At 54.7% G+C, this 15,370-nt stretch carries 13 protein-coding genes and 1 riboswitch; of the genes, 4 read left to right on the forward strand and 9 right to left on the reverse strand.

From position 1 onward, the window contains the following. Positions 1-6: 6 nt before the first annotated feature. The 4 genes from thiQ to sgrR form a co-directional block, all read right to left on the reverse strand. Positions 7-708 (reverse strand): thiamine ABC transporter ATP-binding protein ThiQ, encoded by a 702-nt coding sequence (thiQ, locus tag AB6731_RS13990; RefSeq protein ID WP_020882567.1) that lies wholly within the window; start codon positions 706-708, stop codon positions 7-9. Then, entirely contained in the window at positions 692-2,302 is a 1,611-nt protein-coding gene (gene thiP / locus AB6731_RS13995) for a thiamine/thiamine pyrophosphate ABC transporter permease ThiP (protein WP_040018612.1), read from the reverse strand. The genes thiQ and thiP overlap by 17 nt, the downstream gene beginning before the upstream one ends. After that, a complete protein-coding gene (gene thiB / locus AB6731_RS14000) occupies positions 2,278-3,261 on the reverse strand; it encodes a thiamine ABC transporter substrate binding subunit (protein WP_371006486.1) in 984 nt (327 codons plus the stop codon). The genes thiP and thiB overlap by 25 nt, the downstream gene beginning before the upstream one ends. Positions 3,262-3,292: 31 nt before the next feature. Next, positions 3,293-3,393: riboswitch (TPP riboswitch) on the reverse strand. A gap of 36 nt (positions 3,394-3,429) precedes the next feature. Then, positions 3,430-5,085, reverse strand: coding sequence for an HTH-type transcriptional regulator SgrR (gene sgrR / locus AB6731_RS14005; RefSeq protein WP_113656586.1), 1,656 nt, complete (start codon positions 5,083-5,085; stop codon positions 3,430-3,432). A gap of 88 nt (positions 5,086-5,173) precedes the next feature. Here sgrR and sgrT point away from each other — a divergent pair, with 88 nt between their 5' ends. Together sgrT and AB6731_RS14015 are read left to right on the forward strand one after the other, a co-directional pair. Then, positions 5,174-5,326 carry a glucose uptake inhibitor SgrT gene (gene sgrT / locus AB6731_RS14010; RefSeq protein WP_014168612.1) on the forward strand — a complete coding sequence of 51 codons (153 nt, stop codon included), beginning with the start codon at positions 5,174-5,176 and terminating at the stop codon, positions 5,324-5,326. Between the two features lie 119 nt (positions 5,327-5,445). After that, the gene (locus tag AB6731_RS14015; RefSeq protein WP_032679619.1) at positions 5,446-6,624 is read left to right on the forward strand and encodes a sugar efflux transporter; all 1,179 of its coding nucleotides are present in this window, start codon (positions 5,446-5,448) and stop codon (positions 6,622-6,624) included. A 201-nt stretch (positions 6,625-6,825) separates the two neighbouring features. Here the strand turns inward: AB6731_RS14015 and leuD are convergent, their stop codons facing one another. The 5 genes from leuD to leuL all read right to left on the reverse strand — a co-directional run bounded on the left by leuD (position 6,826) and on the right by leuL (position 11,685). Next, positions 6,826-7,431, reverse strand: a complete 606-nt coding sequence (gene leuD, locus AB6731_RS14020) for a 3-isopropylmalate dehydratase small subunit (protein WP_014168614.1) — start codon at positions 7,429-7,431, stop codon at positions 6,826-6,828. A gap of 10 nt (positions 7,432-7,441) precedes the next feature. Then, positions 7,442-8,842: a 3-isopropylmalate dehydratase large subunit gene (gene leuC, locus AB6731_RS14025; RefSeq protein WP_020882571.1), complete on the reverse strand. Its 1,401-nt coding sequence runs from the start codon at positions 8,840-8,842 to the stop codon at positions 7,442-7,444. A gap of 2 nt (positions 8,843-8,844) precedes the next feature. After that, a complete protein-coding gene (gene leuB / locus AB6731_RS14030) occupies positions 8,845-9,936 on the reverse strand; it encodes a 3-isopropylmalate dehydrogenase (RefSeq protein ID WP_020882572.1) in 1,092 nt (363 codons plus the stop codon). Further along, positions 9,936-11,507 (reverse strand): 2-isopropylmalate synthase, encoded by a 1,572-nt coding sequence (leuA, locus tag AB6731_RS14035; RefSeq protein WP_014168617.1) that lies wholly within the window; start codon positions 11,505-11,507, stop codon positions 9,936-9,938. Before leuA ends, leuB begins: the two co-directional genes overlap by 1 nt. A 91-nt stretch (positions 11,508-11,598) precedes the next feature. Continuing rightward, positions 11,599-11,685 carry a leu operon leader peptide gene (leuL, locus tag AB6731_RS14040; RefSeq protein WP_134179374.1) on the reverse strand — a complete coding sequence of 29 codons (87 nt, stop codon included), beginning with the start codon at positions 11,683-11,685 and terminating at the stop codon, positions 11,599-11,601. Positions 11,686-12,320: 635 nt separating this feature from the next. On the opposite strand from leuL, the gene leuO reads away from it, so the two are divergent. Next, entirely contained in the window at positions 12,321-13,265 is a 945-nt protein-coding gene (gene leuO, locus AB6731_RS14045; RefSeq protein ID WP_032669418.1) for a transcriptional regulator LeuO, read from the forward strand. A 380-nt stretch (positions 13,266-13,645) separates the two neighbouring features. Next, positions 13,646-15,370, forward strand: coding sequence for an acetolactate synthase 3 large subunit (gene ilvI / locus AB6731_RS14050; protein ID WP_047356979.1), 1,725 nt, complete (start codon positions 13,646-13,648; stop codon positions 15,368-15,370).

Here is a 15,370-nt window from a genome sequence, read left to right on the forward strand (position 1 = left end):
AGAGGGTCAGCCCGCACTGATGCCTAACAATGAAGACGCCCCTGCGTGACCGCTGAGCAGTTCCTCTGTGCCGCCATCCCAGGCAATTCGCCCTTCTGCAATGACCACCGATCGTGGCGCAATCCGCGCGGCATCCTCAATGCTGTGCGAAACCATCAGCATTGTCAGTTGCTGACGCTGGCACACGTCCTGCACCAGGGTAAGCATCTCCTGGCGCAAGGCAGGATCGAGTGCAGAGAAGGGCTCATCCAGAAGCAGTATGGGCTGCTCGCGCACCAGGCAGCGCGCCAGCGCCACCCGCTGACGCTGCCCGCCGGAGAGGGCTTCGGGGAGGCGATCAATAAACGCGGTAATGCCCATCTGAGCGGCAATCAGCTCCAGCTTCTGGCGCTGACCGTCGTTGAGTTTCAGGCCAGGATCCATACCCAGGGCGATGTTTTGCCGCACCGTCAGATGCATGAACAGATTGTTTTCCTGGAACAGCATCGACACCGGACGTCGGGCGGGTGGCGTGCGCGTATGGTCGCGGTTTTCAATCACTATCGACCCGCTCGCCGGTTGCAGAAAACCGGCAATCAGATTGAGCAAAGTACTCTTTCCGGCCCCGCTCGGACCCAGAACCGCAATCATCTCTCCCTGACGAACCGAAAGGGAGAAGCGCATTGGCAGATGCTGGTAGAGCCAGGTTACATCAGTCAGTTTTAACATTACGCCCCGGAAGTTTTTCGATAACGGTAAATAAGGCAAAGCAGAGCACCAGTAACAGCAGCGCCGTGACGGCTCCCTCCTGGCTACGATAGGAGCCAATTTGCTGGTACAGCCAGTACGGCAGGGTGCGGAAATCTTCATTACCGAAGAGCGCCACGACACCAAAATCACCAATTGAGAGCACACAGGCGAAGGCCAGGGCCTGGGCCAGCGGGCGTTTCAGCGCACGCAGTTCGATAATCTTTAGCCGCTGCCAGCCCTGCAGACCGAGCGACTGGCACAGCAGCGCGTAGCGGCTGTTGATGTCTCGCATCGGATTTTCCAGCACCTTCAGCGCGTAGGGGATCGCCATCAGGGCATTGGTGAAAATCACGATGCCGTCGGCGTTTTCCGGCAGGCCAATGGTGCTGTTGAACAGTAAAAAGAACCCCGTCGCCAGTACAATGCCGGGCATCGCCAGGATCAGCATGCCTGTCAGCTCCAGGGCGTGCCCGGCTTTACGGGCCTGACGCGCGTAAAGCTCGCGGCTGCTCCATAAAAGCATCATGGTCAGCATGACACACAGCAGCCCGGCGGCGAGCGCGATCCGTAACGAAGTCCACGTTGCCTGCCAGAGAACGGGCTGCTGCATCACGGTAACGAGATTCAGGTTCAGGCCATCGACGATGACGGCCATCAGTGGCGGAAGCAGCAGCAGCAGCGCCAGCGTGATAAGCAGCAGGTCAGCGATTCGGCTATGCATGCTGTCCTGCGGGTCGCGCCAGCCGGTTATCTGATTACTGCCCGGCGGGATGGCTTTGCTCAGACGCTGGCTCAGCAGCACAAGGCACAAGCAGCAAACCATCTGCACCATCGCCAGCAGCGCGGCGCGGCCGGGGTCATAGTCGTAACTGAGCGCCTGGTAAATTGCCAGTTCGATGGTGGTGGCCTGCGGGCCGCCGCCGAGTGAAAGCACGGTGGCAAAACTGGCGAAACAGAGCATAAAGATCAGAGCCGCAACCGGCGGGATCTGACGACGCAGCCACGGCCATTCGACCAGGCGGAAGAAGGACATACCGCGCATGCCCAACTGGGCGGCAAGCTGGCGCTGTTCACCGGGGATGTTTTCCAGTGCCTGTAAAAAGAGTCTGGTCGCCATCGGCATATTGAAAAAGACGTGCGCCAGCAGAATGCCCTTCAGTCCGTAGGGCGAGAAGCGCCACTCCAGACCCAGCAGGCCGAATAGTGAAGCTAGCCACCCCTGACGACCATAGACGCTCAGGATGCCAAACACGGCCACCAGGACCGGCAGGATCAGCGTCATGGCGCACAGGCGCAGCAGGGCCTGCCTGCCGGGGAAACGGCGGCGATAAAGCGCGCGTGCCAGGAAAATGGCGGGGATAACCGACAGCAGCGCAGAGAGAAAGGCCTGCCAGAAAGAGAAACGGATAACGTGCCAGAGATAGCTGTCGTGCCAGAGCGCGAACAGGTCGCTCTCTGGCGCGTTAAACCACAAGGCAAGGAATGCGCCCAGACTGACCGCCACCATCAATACGGCGGCGAGCAGCCCAGGAATTAACCAGCCGGGAATTAACGGCTGACGGCGCGTTGCCATTCACTTACCCATGCTGCTCGCTGCGCGGCAACCTGCTGAGGCGTAAACTCCAGCGAGGTTTGCGGTTTGGTCAGTTTCTCAAAGCCCGCTGGCAACGTCACGCTGGTCACGGGGTACATCCAGTTACCCGCTGGAATCGCGTTCTGGAATGCCGGGGAGACCATAAATTTCAGGAACTTCTCGGCCAGTTCGGGCTGTTTGCTGAATGCCGTGCGGGCTGCCACTTCGACCTGCAGATAGTGCCCTTCAGCAAAACTGGCGGCGGCGTAATTGTCTTTCTTCTCGGCGATGATGTGGTAAGCCGGGGAGGTGGTGTAGCTCAGAACCAGATCACTTTCCCCTTTCAGGAACAGACCGTAGGCTTCGCTCCAGCCTTTTGTCACGGTGACGGTTTTGGCGGCCAGCTTCTGCCACGCTTGCGGAGCGTCATCGCCGTAGACTTTCTGCATCCACAGCAGCAGCCCCAGGCCTGGCGTACTGGTGCGAGGATCTTCATAAATAACGCGCCATTTTTGCTCGCTTTCGACCAGTTCCTTCAGACTTTTCGGCGGATTTTTAAGCTTGTTTTTGTCGTAAACAAACGCGAAGTAACCGTAATCGAACGGCACAAAGGTGTCGTTCTGCCAGCCGCCCGGGACGCTGACGGCATCGGTGGCGACGCCGCTTTTGGCAAACAGTCTGGTTTTCGAGGCGGCCTCCAGCAGGTTGTTATCCAGCCCAAGCACCACATCGGCTTTACTGTTTTTGCCTTCCATGCGCAGGCGGTTAAGCAGCGAGACGCCATCTTCCAGCGCCACGAACTTCAGTTCGCACTGACAATCAGCTTCAAAGGCTTTTTTCACCACCGGACCCGGGCCCCAGTCGGCTGAGAAGGAGTCGTAGGTGTAGACCGTCAGGACGGGCTTCGCGACAGCAGGCAGCGCAAACAGCGCCAGAAGGGGGAGAACTTTTTTTAACACTTTGCACCTCAAGGTTGAGTGGCAAAGGATTTTGAGTGACAGCCTCAAATCCCTTCGCCGGCGTTATCCGGATCAGGTTCGACGGGTATTATCTCAGCGCACATCAGTGATGCAGCACCCCGTTGAGAACGGCGCTATTGTAATGATTTGGCAAATATTACGAAAGTGTTATGGCTCCGGCGGGGAAAACCAGGCGGATTTAAAATCAAACCAGCCCAGCGTATTCATTCTGACACCGCGCATACTACGCTGCCCCTGGATCATCAGCCAGTGATGGATCAACGGCACGATCGCTTGTTCAGCCAGCAACTGCTGGCACCATGAGGCCAGATTCATGTCGCCAGCGCGCCAGCGGGTCGCGTCCTGCTGCCAGTCCCGGTCTATGCAGTGCTGGATAAGCGGGACCTCATACAGGTGAGAGAAGAGCGAGAAATCAAGCGGCAGGGTAAAGTTGGCGCTGTTGAGCCAGATGTCGCTGACGATCTCCCCCTGATGCCATTCATCGTAATCCACCTCTTTGACATCCAGCCTCACCCCAACGGCGGCCAGCAGTCGGGTCATGATTCTGGCGATAAAGCGGTGTTCAACGTGCTCGCGATAGTAGGTCAGGGTGATGGACTCCAGCCCGGCGGGCTTGTCGCAGTATGTCGGACGGGCGTGATGCCAGCGAGGAAGCAGACCATACGCCGGGAACCAGTAGGTTTGGTACTGCTCCTCCGCATGATAAATCAGGCTGGAGGGCGACAACACGTGGCTTATCCATTTGCGCACCTCATGGTTTGCCCCGCGATGGGTACGGCCGTCGAACAGCAGGTAGTAACACCCTTCTTCGAGCCGGCTCTCCACGGCCTTTTCGCCCGTGGTAGGCCCTTCCAGCGTCAGCCCGGCGCTCAGCTCTTCATTGAGATCCGGTAATACCCACACGTTCACTTCGTCGATCAGCGCCCGGTAGCCAAAATAGTCATCAAAGGCACGGATTTTCAGCTGGTTGTTGTTATTGCGCGATACAGAGTAGGGGCCGGTGCCGATCGGCAGGCTGGCAAAATTATTCATCGATTCCCATTCACCGGGCAAAATCATCGACGGCACATAGCCCAGCAGCCACGGAAGCCATTTGTCCGGCTGAGACAGTTCAACATCCAGTGTCCATGCCGTAGGGGAGTGAACGCGTGAAATATGGGAATAGAGCGGGAGCGTGCAGGCGCGCTCTAAAGAGGCAATCACATCGACCATCTCCAGCTCGCGGCCGTGGTGGAAATGAATACCAGGACGTAGAAAGAAGCGCCAGTGAAGAGGAGAAAGTTGCTGCCAGTGGTGCGCAATATCCGCTTCCAGTTCCCCATTTTCCTCATTTATGCGCGTCAGGCCGCTGAATATTTGTCGGGCCATATGGGTTTCAGAGCGGCGTAACGCCGTGCCGGGTAACAGGTTTTTCATTGGTCGATAGTAGAGCACCCGCAGAATGTGGCGACCCTGACGAAAGCTGCGCCCGAGATGTGACACCAGCATCTGGCGTACTGCCGCTTTGTCCCCCACCAGCTGCACCAGCTGGTCGATGCGGTCCTGTTCCAGCAGGTCTTCCGCCCGCTGCTGCTGCAACGCCAGCCCGGTATACAGGAAGGTCAGGCGCGAGCGTTTTCCGCGACCCGCCTCGGCCTCCCAGTTGAGCCAGCCCTGCTGCTGCATGGTATTAAGCAGCGTGCGCATGTGCCGGCGCGAACAGCTGAGCAGGTCCGCCAGCTCGTTCAGCGTGGTCTCCTGCGATCGCCCCTCGCAGCATTGCCAGAGGCGGATAAATTGTTGTTGCAGACGACCAGAGGGCATAAAAGGGGAACTCCTGACAAAAAATCAGCAATTTATTAATCCCTATATTAGGCCAATAATTCTTCCCGATGAAGTGAGGAGGTAAATTATGAAGAGGTCTACCGCACGTCAGTTTTATCAGCGTTATTTTTCAGCGACGCAGGGAGCGTCCTGGCTGGCCCGCCAGTGTGCAGAGCAACGGTTGAAAATCCTGGAAGATCTGATGCAGTGGGACGTTACGAAACCGACCTCTTCTTGCTAACTCGCCTCGATCATGTGTGACTGAGTATTGGTGCTTATCACCCGCCAGCAAAATGTTTTTGCTGGCTTTTTTCGTTTACTATTCACCCACTTTCGATTCGCTTTCACAAGGACTTGCGCATGCTCTGGTTGATGACGATGGGGCGACGCCTGAACGGCGTGTATGCCGCTTTTATGCTGGTGGCCTTTATGATGGGCGTGGCGGGGGCATTGCAGGCTCCGACGCTGAGTCTGTTTCTCAGCCGTGAGGTGGGGGCGCAGCCGTTTTGGGTGGGGCTGTTTTATACCGTGAACGCCATCGCCGGGATCCTGGTCAGTCTGGCACTGGCAAAACGATCGGACAATCGGGGCGATCGTCGCAAACTGATCCTCTTTTGCTGCGCCATGGCCGTGGGTAACGCGCTGCTGTTTGCCTTCAATCGCCATTACCTGACGCTGATTACCTGCGGCGTGCTTCTGGCGTCGCTCGCCAATACCGCCATGCCGCAGCTGTTCGCGCTGGCCCGTGAATACGCGGATAACTCGGCGCGGGAAGTGGTGATGTTCAGCTCGGTCATGCGTGCGCAGCTCTCTCTGGCCTGGGTGATCGGCCCGCCGCTGGCGTTTATGCTGGCGCTGAACTATGGCTTTACCACCATGTTTTCCATCGCTGCCGGCATTTTTGTCATCAGCCTGATACTGATTGCCTTTGCGCTACCCTCAGTGGCGCGAGTGGAGCTGACGACGGATAAACCCATCACCCAGGTGAGCGGCTGGCAGGATAAAAACGTCCGCATGCTGTTTATCGCGTCCATGCTGATGTGGACCTGCAACACCATGTACATCATTGATATGCCGCTGTGGATCAGCAGCGATCTGGGGTTGCCGGACAAGCTTGCGGGGATCCTGATGGGGACGGCTGCCGGCCTGGAAATTCCGGCGATGATCCTGGCGGGTTATTACGTTAAGCGTTTTGGAAAGCGTCGCATGATGATCGTCGCCGTGGCGGCGGGAGTGCTTTTTTATCTGGGGCTGATCGTCTTCCATTCGCGCGAAGCACTGCTTGCGCTTCAGCTGTTTAACGCCGTGTTTATTGGCATCGTGGCCGGGATTGGGATGCTCTGGTTCCAGGACTTAATGCCGGGGCGGGCAGGCTCTGCCACTACGCTCTTTACCAACAGCATTTCAACGGGCGTTATTCTGGCAGGGGTGATTCAGGGGGCGTTGTCACAAACCTACGGTCACGCGTCAGTGTACTGGATGATTGCGGCCATTTCCGTGGTGACGCTGGTGCTAACCTGCCGGGTAAAAGATGTGTGATTCTGGAAGGCGGCTTCACGAAATAAAACGATTTTCTGACAGGGTCTGAGAAGGCGCATAGCGCGCGTGGCGTCAGCCGAGGCTGTTTGCCTCAGGCTGACGCAAGAGGCAAACAGTGATGAGGCCCACATCAATTAACACTGATGGTGTACTGCACCATTTTGTTGGACGATGTTGATCTTCACCGGGATGGTACGCAGCCTACCCCATAAACGCAGGCTGTTTTTGCTCATAGGCGGAGATGGCATCTTCGTGCTGCAGCGTCAGGCCAATACTGTCCAGGCCATTCAGCATGCAGTGACGACGAAAGGCGTCAATGCTGAAGCTGTAGGATTTATCACCCGCTTTCACCACTTCCGCTTCCAGATCCACTTCAAACGAAATCCCAGGATTTGCCTTCACCAGGGCGAACAATTCGTCCACCTGCGCATCACTCAGCGTCACCGGCAGCAGCTGGTTATTGAAGCTGTTGCCGTAGAAGATATCGGCAAAGCTTGGGGCGATAACCACTTTAAACCCGTAGTCGGTGAGCGCCCAGGGGGCATGTTCACGGGAAGAGCCGCAGCCAAAGTTTTCACGCGCCAGCAGAATCGATGCGCCTTTAAATTCCGGGAAGTTCAGCACGAACTCGGGATTGGGCACTTCGCCTTTGTCGTCCAGGAAGCGCCAGTCGTTAAACAGATGCGCGCCAAACCCGGTACGGGTCACCTTCTGCAAAAACTGCTTTGGAATGATGGCGTCAGTGTCGACGTTAGCGGCGTCCAGTGGGACAACCCGGCCCGTATGTTGGGTAAATTTCTCTGCCATGATTGTCTCCTTATTTCAGGCTGCGAATATCGGCGAAATGACCGGTCACTGCCGCAGCGGCGGCCATTGCCGGGCTGACCAGGTGAGTACGCCCACCACGGCCCTGACGGCCTTCAAAGTTACGGTTACTGGTGGAGGCACACCGCTCGCCAGGATTCAGGCGGTCATTGTTCATGGCCAGGCACATGGAGCAGCCAGGCAGGCGCCACTCGAAGCCCGCTTCGATAAAGATCTTATCCAGGCCTTCAGCTTCCGCCTGGGCTTTCACCGGGCCAGAGCCCGGCACAACCAGCGCCTGAACGCCCGGTGCCACTTTACGGCCTTTGGCAATCTCGGCCGCCGCGCGTAAATCTTCGATACGGGAGTTGGTGCAGGAGCCGATAAACACTTTATCAATGGTCACGTCAGTCAACGGAATGCCTGGCTTCAGACCCATATAGGCCAGCGCTTTTTCCGCACTGGCGCGCTCGACCGGATCGCTGAAAGAGGCCGGGTCAGGAATATTATCGTTAACGGAAATCACCTGGCCCGGGTTGGTTCCCCAGGTGACCTGTGGTGCAATGTCTTCCGCCTGCAGCGTAACCACGGTGTCAAACGTCGCACCATCGTCGGTTTTCAGGGTTTTCCAGTACGCAACTGCCTCAATAAAATCCTGGTCTTTCGGCGCGTGCAGACGGCCCTTCACATAGCTGAAGGTTGTTTCGTCTGGCGCAACCAGGCCCGCTTTTGCCCCCATCTCAATGGCCATGTTGCAGAGCGTCATTCGGCCCTCCATGCTCAGTGCCTGGATGGCTTCACCGCAGAATTCCACCACGTGACCGGTGCCGCCTGCGCTGCCGGTTTTACCGATGATGGCCAGCACGATGTCTTTGGCGGTAATGCCCGGGGCCGCTTTGCCTTTCACTTCAATCTTCATGGTTTTGGCGCGGCCCTGTTTCAGGGTCTGCGTCGCCAGAACATGTTCGACTTCAGAGGTACCAATACCGAACGCCAGGGCCCCAAACGCGCCGTGGGTGGCCGTGTGGGAGTCACCGCAGACAATGGTCATGCCTGGCAGGGTGATGCCTTGTTCTGGCCCCATCACGTGGACGATACCCTGATACGGGTGGTTCAGATCGTAGAGCTCGACGCCAAATTCGTTGCAGTTTTTGATCAGCTCCTGCATCTGGATACGCGCCATTTCGCCCGACGCATTGATATCTTTGGTTTGCGTGGAGACGTTGTGATCCATTGTCGCGAAGGTTTTACCTGGCTGGCGCACCGGGCGCTTATGCGCACGCAGTCCGTCGAATGCCTGAGGGGAGGTAACCTCGTGCACCAGATGGCGATCGATATACAACAGTGGGGTTTCGTTTGGTGCCTCGTAAACTACGTGCGCATCAAACAATTTTTCATATAACGTTTTCGCCATGATTACACCCCTTCAGCGACATAGCGGGCAATAATGTCGCCCATTTCATCGGTACTGACTGCCGCCGTGCCGCGTGCTAAATCACCGGTACGGACACCTTCTTCTAACGCACGGTTAATGGCGTTTTCAATTGCGGTTGCTGCATCACCGGCATCAAGGCTGTAGCGCAACAGCAAGGCCAGGGAGAGGATCTGCGCAATCGGGTTGGCAATGTTTTTGCCGGCGATATCGGGCGCGGAGCCGCCTGCAGGTTCGTACAGGCCAAATCCCTCTTCATTGAGGCTGGCTGATGGCAACATCCCCATAGAGCCTGTGATCATTGCGCACTCGTCCGAGAGAATATCGCCGAACAGGTTGGAACACAGCAGAACGTCAAACTGCGACGGATCTTTAATCAGCTGCATGGTCGCGTTGTCGATGTACATATGGGACAGTTCGACATCCGGATACTGTTTCGCGACTTCACTGACGATTTCACGCCACAAAATAGAAGACTGCAGAACGTTCGCTTTATCGATAGACGTCACTTTATGGCGGCGTTTGCGCGCCGACTCAAAGGCGATATGGGCGATACGTTCAATTTCAAAACGGTGATAGACCTCAGTATCAAAGGCTTTTTCATGCTGACCGCTGCCTTCGCGCCCTTTAGGCTGCCCGAAGTAGATCCCGCCGGTCAGTTCACGCACGCACAGGATGTCAAAGCCGTTAGCCGCGATATCTGCACGCAGCGGACAGAACGTTTCCAGCCCCTGGTACAGCTTCGCCGGACGCAGGTTGCTGAACAATTTAAAATGTTTACGCAGTGGCAGCAGCGCGCCGCGCTCAGGCTGCCCGGCGGGCGGCAGGTGTTCCCATTTAGGGCCACCCACGGAGCCAAACAGCACTGCATCCGCATTTTCACACCCTTCAACGGTCGCTTTTGGCAGCGGAGTACCGTGATTATCGATGGCGATACCGCCCACATCATAGTGGCTGGTGGAGATTTTCATCGCAAAACGTGAACGAACGGCTTCCAGTACTTTCAGCGCCTGTGCCATCACTTCCGGGCCAATACCGTCACCCGGTAACACAGCAATATGGTAATTCTTCGACATTACACGGTTTCCTTGTTGTTCTCTTTATTCTGAGCTTTGCGTTGCAACTCTTTTTCAACTTCAGCGGCGCGCCAGATGTTGTTCAGCACGTGGACCATCGCCTTCGCGGAGGATTCAACAATATCCGTCGCCAGGCCCACACCGTGGAAACGACGGCCATTGTGGGTGACCACGATATCAACCTGACCCAGGGCATTCTCACCGTGGCCCTTGGCCGTCAGGTCATATTTCACCAGCTCTACGTCGTACTCGGTGACGCGGTTAATTGCGCGGTAAATGGCATCAACCGGGCCATTGCCGTTTGCCGCTTCGGCCTTAATGTCTTCGCCACAGGCCAGTTTGACCGAGGCAGTCGCAATGTCGCTGGAGCCTGACTGCACGCTGAAGTAATCGAGGCGGAAGTGCTCAGGCTCTTCCTGCTGTTTATTGATGAAGGCCAGCGCTTCCAGGTCATAGTCGAATACCTGACCTTTTTTATCGGCCAGCTTCAGGAAGGCGTCGTACAGCTGATCCATGTTGTAATCGCTGTCCTTATAACCCATCTCTTCCATACGGTGTTTCACCGCCGCACGACCGGAACGGGAGGTCAGGTTCAACTGAACCTGGTTCAGGCCGATGGATTCCGGGGTCATGATTTCGTAGTTTTCACGGTTTTTCAGCACGCCATCCTGATGAATACCGGAGGAGTGCGCAAAGGCGCCGGTACCCACAATCGCCTTGTTAGCCGGGATGGGCATGTTGCAGATCTGGCTGACGGTCTGGCTGGTACGCCAGATTTCGTTGTGATTGATGCGGGTATGCACATTCATGATGTCTTTGCGCACTTTGATCGCCATGATCACTTCTTCCAGTGAACAGTTACCTGCACGTTCACCGATGCCGTTCATCGCGCCTTCTACCTGACGTGCACCGGCGTGCACCGCAGCGATGGCGTTGCCAACGGCCAGCCCCAGGTCATCGTGGGTATGTACGGAGATAATCGCTTGATCAATGTTTGGTACGCGTTCATACAGGCCGGTAATGATGTTGGAGAACTCAAACGGCATGGTGTAGCCGACAGTGTCCGGGATATTGATGGTTTTAGCGCCCGCATTGATGGCAGCTTCCACAACGCGCGCCAAATCTTCAATCGGCGTACGGCCAGCATCTTCACAGGAGAATTCAACGTCATCCGTGTAGTTACGGGCACGTTTGACCATGTAGACCGCGCGCTCAATGACCTCATCCAGCGTGCTGCGCAGCTTGGTGGCAATGTGCATAGGAGAGGTAGCAATAAAGGTATGAATACGGAATGCTTCGGCAACCTTCAACGACTCGGCTGCAACATCGATATCTTTTTCCACACAGCGTGCCAGGCCACAGACGCGGCTGTTCTTAATGGTACGCGCAATGGTCTGCACGGATTCGAAGTCACCCGGAGAAGAGACAGGGAAACCGACCTCCATCACGTCGACACCCATACGTTCGAGAGCCAGCGCGATCTGCAGTTTCTCTTTCACACTCAGGCTTGCCTGTAATGCCTGTTCACCGTCACGTAAAGTTGTATCGAAAATAATGACTTGCTGGCTCATGGGTTAGGTCCTTGTCAGTCTTAGGGCGCCTTGCTACGAGCATAAAAAAACCCGCGCAGTGGCGCGGGTTTTTAGTCTTACTGGTGACGATTCAACGCTGAATTTCGCCCGCCAGTCTACCGCGCAAAGTGGATGCGTTTAGTAGTAGTAGACCGGTGAAACGAATGGTGCGAATCATGAATCGTGCTCCGTTAAATTCAATATGCTTTTAGTGGTACTGGATACGACTGTGCATGTCAACCCCTGCAGGCAAAAACGCACCCGGCTGGCCAGGTTGACAGGATATGTGCTTTAGCTAATTGTGCTGGGTTTTGCTTTTCCGACCATACAAATTGTCTAATTTTGGACTGAGAAAAAGGTTGCAGAAATAATTGAATATAATTGTGATGAATAACTTAAAAGTTCGCTACTCAATTGTGTGGGGCGCAAATGGGTTTGATATCATTAAGTTATAAATGCGGTGAATGTTTTTTATCACTTCGGATGTCTTATGGTTATTACAGATTGTTAACTTATTTAATCGGGGTTGCAATAACAGTTTAATAATACTTAAGACATCATTAACCCGCTGACGATTGTATATTGGTCTAGTTTATGGTTTCATTCAAATCCTAAAGTGAATCATATCATTTGCAGTGGTGTTTATTTTATCGTTTGTCAGCGGCGAAAAGTCATTTTCGCTAAACTGTTCTTTATATTTTCCGAATTTAAAATAATTCTCTTTCGCTGATCGTATATGCATGGTAAATCATATTCTTCGGAATTATTACAGTACGTTGGCAAAGGGAGTGTAGCGTGACAGTGGAGTCAGAAGTGCCAGAAATTAATATTAAACAACCTCAAACTACTGATGGGATTAAACCGCAGTTACGTACGGTGGACCTTAATCTGCTCACGGTATTTGATGCTGTCATGCAGGAGCAGAATATCACCCGGGCGGCACATACGTTGGGGATGTCTCAGCCCGCGGTCAGTAATGCCGTCGCCAGACTTAAGGTTATGTTTAACGACGAGTTATTCGTTCGTTACGGGAGAGGAATACAGCCTACCGCACGGGCATTCCAGTTATTCGGCTCTATCCGTCAGGCGTTGCAGCTGGTTCAGAACGAGCTGCCAGGGTCAGGCTTTGAACCTTTAAGCAGTGAGCGTGTATTCAATCTTTGTGTTTGCAGTCCGTTAGATAATTATTTGACGTCGATTATTTATAATAAAGTTGAAGAGATCGCTCCCAATATCCATCTGGTTTTTAAATCATCCTTAAATCAAAACACTGAGCATCAGTTACGCTACCAGGAGACCGAGTTCGTTCTGGGATATGAAGAATTTCGACGTCCTGAATTTTCTTGCGTTCCGCTGTTTAAAGATGAAATGGTGTTGGTCGCCAGTAAAAAACACCCCCGACTCAATTCTCCGCTTCGGGAAAGTGACGTTTATAGCGAGCAGCATGCTGTTGTTGCGCTCGACAGATATGCTTCCTTTAGCCTGCCGTGGTATGACACGGCGGATAAACAGGCAAGCGTTGCTTATCAGGGAATGGCAATGGTCAGCGTATTGAACGTGGTCTCGCAGACACATCTGGTGGCTATTGCACCACGCTGGCTGGCTGAGGAGTTTTCCGGTCAACTACAACTGCAAATGTTGCCGTTGCCGCTCAAGCTGAATAGCCGTACCTGCTATCTCTCCTGGCATGAAGCCGCCGGTCGGGATAAAGGGCATCAGTGGATGGAAGAGTTGCTGATCAGTATTTGCCGTCGATAAGCGTATCAGGATAAATTGCATCTTCGCGTGTGATTTATCCTGGTTTTTTCTCTGTTATTGTTATTTTATTCTGTTGTGAATTTTTTCTTACTGCTCTCTGGCTCGCAAAAATAGATGATTTCCTGAATCGACGCGCTTTTCAGCGATGATTAATCATCTCATCCTCTAATACCAGATGAATTGACCATATCCTTCGTTAATACCTGTTTTTTCTGCTTTGCGAACCGTTTAGCTCACCCGGTCTGCTAATTGCCTGCCTCATAACGAGCGGTTAAGGTAACGATCACTCTGCAAAATATAAGATTGGTTTAACCCAGTCGTAAGACGGTGCGGAAATGAATTCTGCAGCTCGTCTATAACAAAATGCCTGGAGGCAAAGCATGGAGATGTTGTCTGGCGCGGAAATGGTCGTCCGATCGTTAATCGATCAGGGCGTGAAGCAAGTGTTCGGTTATCCCGGAGGCGCAGTCCTGGATATTTATGATGCGCTTCATACGGTAGGCGGCATTGACCATGTTTTAGTACGCCACGAGCAGGCGGCGGTGCATATGGCTGACGGGCTGGCCCGGGCGACAGGTGAAGTAGGCGTGGTATTAGTGACGTCCGGTCCCGGCGCGACAAACGCCATCACCGGCATTGCCACGGCGTATATGGACTCTATCCCGCTGGTTATTCTTTCCGGCCAGGTGGCGACGTCACTGATTGGCTACGACGCGTTTCAGGAGTGCGACATGGTGGGGATTTCGCGTCCCGTTGTGAAGCACAGCTTCCTGGTTAAGCAAACTGAAGACATCCCGGGGGTATTGAAAAAAGCCTTCTGGCTGGCAGCAAGCGGGCGTCCCGGCCCGGTGGTGGTCGATCTGCCGAAAGATATCTTGAACCCGGCGAACAAGCTTCCTTATGTCTGGCCGGAGTCGGTGAGCATGCGCTCATACAACCCAACGACGCAGGGCCACAAGGGGCAGATCAAACGTGCCTTGCAAACGCTGCTGGCCGCCAAAAAACCGGTAGTCTATGTCGGTGGTGGGGCAATCAATTCTGCCTGTGAAGGGCAGCTTCGGGAGCTTATCGAGAAACTCAATCTTCCCGTTGCGTCGTCGCTGATGGGGCTGGGCGCTTTCCCGGCAACTCACCGTCAGGCTCTGGGGATGCTGGGTATGCACGGTACCTATGAAGCCAACATGACGATGCACCATTCCGATGTGATCTTTGCCGTCGGCGTGCGCTTTGACGATCGCACCACCAACAATCTGGCGAAATACTGCCCGAACGCCACCGTGCTTCATATTGATATCGATCCCACCTCTATTTCGAAAACGGTGTCTGCGGATGTGCCGATCGTCGGTGATGCCCGCCAGGTGCTGGAGCAAATGCTGGATCTGCTGGCACAGGAGCCGCCTTCCCAGCCGCTGGATGAGATCCGTGACTGGTGGCAGCAGATCGAACAATGGCGCGCGCGTCAGTGCCTGAAGTATGACACGCAAAGCGACAGCATTAAGCCGCAGGCGGTGATCGAAACTATCTGGCGGCTGACGAAAGGCGAGGCATACGTGACGTCTGACGTGGGTCAGCATCAGATGTTTGCCGCCCTTTATTATCCGTTTGATAAACCGCGCCACTGGATTAACTCCGGAGGGTTAGGAACGATGGGCTTTGGCTTGCCTGCCGCACTGGGCGTCAAGCTGGCTCTGCCTGACGAAACCGTCGTCTGCGTGACGGGAGACGGCAGTATTCAGATGAACATCCAGGAGCTGTCGACGGCCCTTCAGTATGAGCTGCCGGTACTGGTGCTGAACCTGAATAACGGTTATCTCGGGATGGTGAAGCAGTGGCAGGACATGATCTACTCTGGTCGTCACTCTCAGTCCTACATGACGTCACTGCCTGACTTTGTTCGTCTGGCTGAAGCCTACGGCCATATTGGGATGCGAGTGACCGATCCGGCAGAGCTCGAAACGAAGCTCGGTGAAGCGCTTGAGCACGTTAAAAATAACCGCCTCGTTTTTATGGATGTCATTGTTGATGGCACCGAGCACGTATACCCGATGCATATTCGCGGTGGTGGTATGGATGAAATGTGGTTAAGCAAAACGGAGAGAACCTGA

This window comes from Enterobacter sp. RCC_40, assembly GCF_041360735.1.
GTDB lineage: Bacteria > Pseudomonadota > Gammaproteobacteria > Enterobacterales > Enterobacteriaceae > Enterobacter > Enterobacter ludwigii.

Coding starts and splice junctions, on each gene's coding strand:
- thiQ (WP_020882567.1), bottom strand. CDS start 708: ATGTTAAAACTGACTGATGTAACCTGGCTCTACCAGCATCTGCCAATG.
- thiP (WP_040018612.1), bottom strand. CDS start 2,302: ATGGCAACGCGCCGTCAGCCGTTAATTCCCGGCTGGTTAATTCCTGGG.
- sgrR (WP_113656586.1), bottom strand. CDS start 5,085: ATGCCCTCTGGTCGTCTGCAACAACAATTTATCCGCCTCTGGCAATGC.
- sgrT (WP_014168612.1), top strand. CDS start 5,174: ATGAAGAGGTCTACCGCACGTCAGTTTTATCAGCGTTATTTTTCAGCG.
- AB6731_RS14015 (WP_032679619.1), top strand. CDS start 5,446: ATGCTCTGGTTGATGACGATGGGGCGACGCCTGAACGGCGTGTATGCC.
- leuD (WP_014168614.1), bottom strand. CDS start 7,431: ATGGCAGAGAAATTTACCCAACATACGGGCCGGGTTGTCCCACTGGAC.
- leuC (WP_020882571.1), bottom strand. CDS start 8,842: ATGGCGAAAACGTTATATGAAAAATTGTTTGATGCGCACGTAGTTTAC.
- leuB (WP_020882572.1), bottom strand. CDS start 9,936: ATGTCGAAGAATTACCATATTGCTGTGTTACCGGGTGACGGTATTGGC.
- leuA (WP_014168617.1), bottom strand. CDS start 11,507: ATGAGCCAGCAAGTCATTATTTTCGATACAACTTTACGTGACGGTGAA.
- leuL (WP_134179374.1), bottom strand. CDS start 11,685: ATGATTCGCACCATTCGTTTCACCGGTCTACTACTACTAAACGCATCC.
- ilvI (WP_047356979.1), top strand. CDS start 13,646: ATGGAGATGTTGTCTGGCGCGGAAATGGTCGTCCGATCGTTAATCGAT.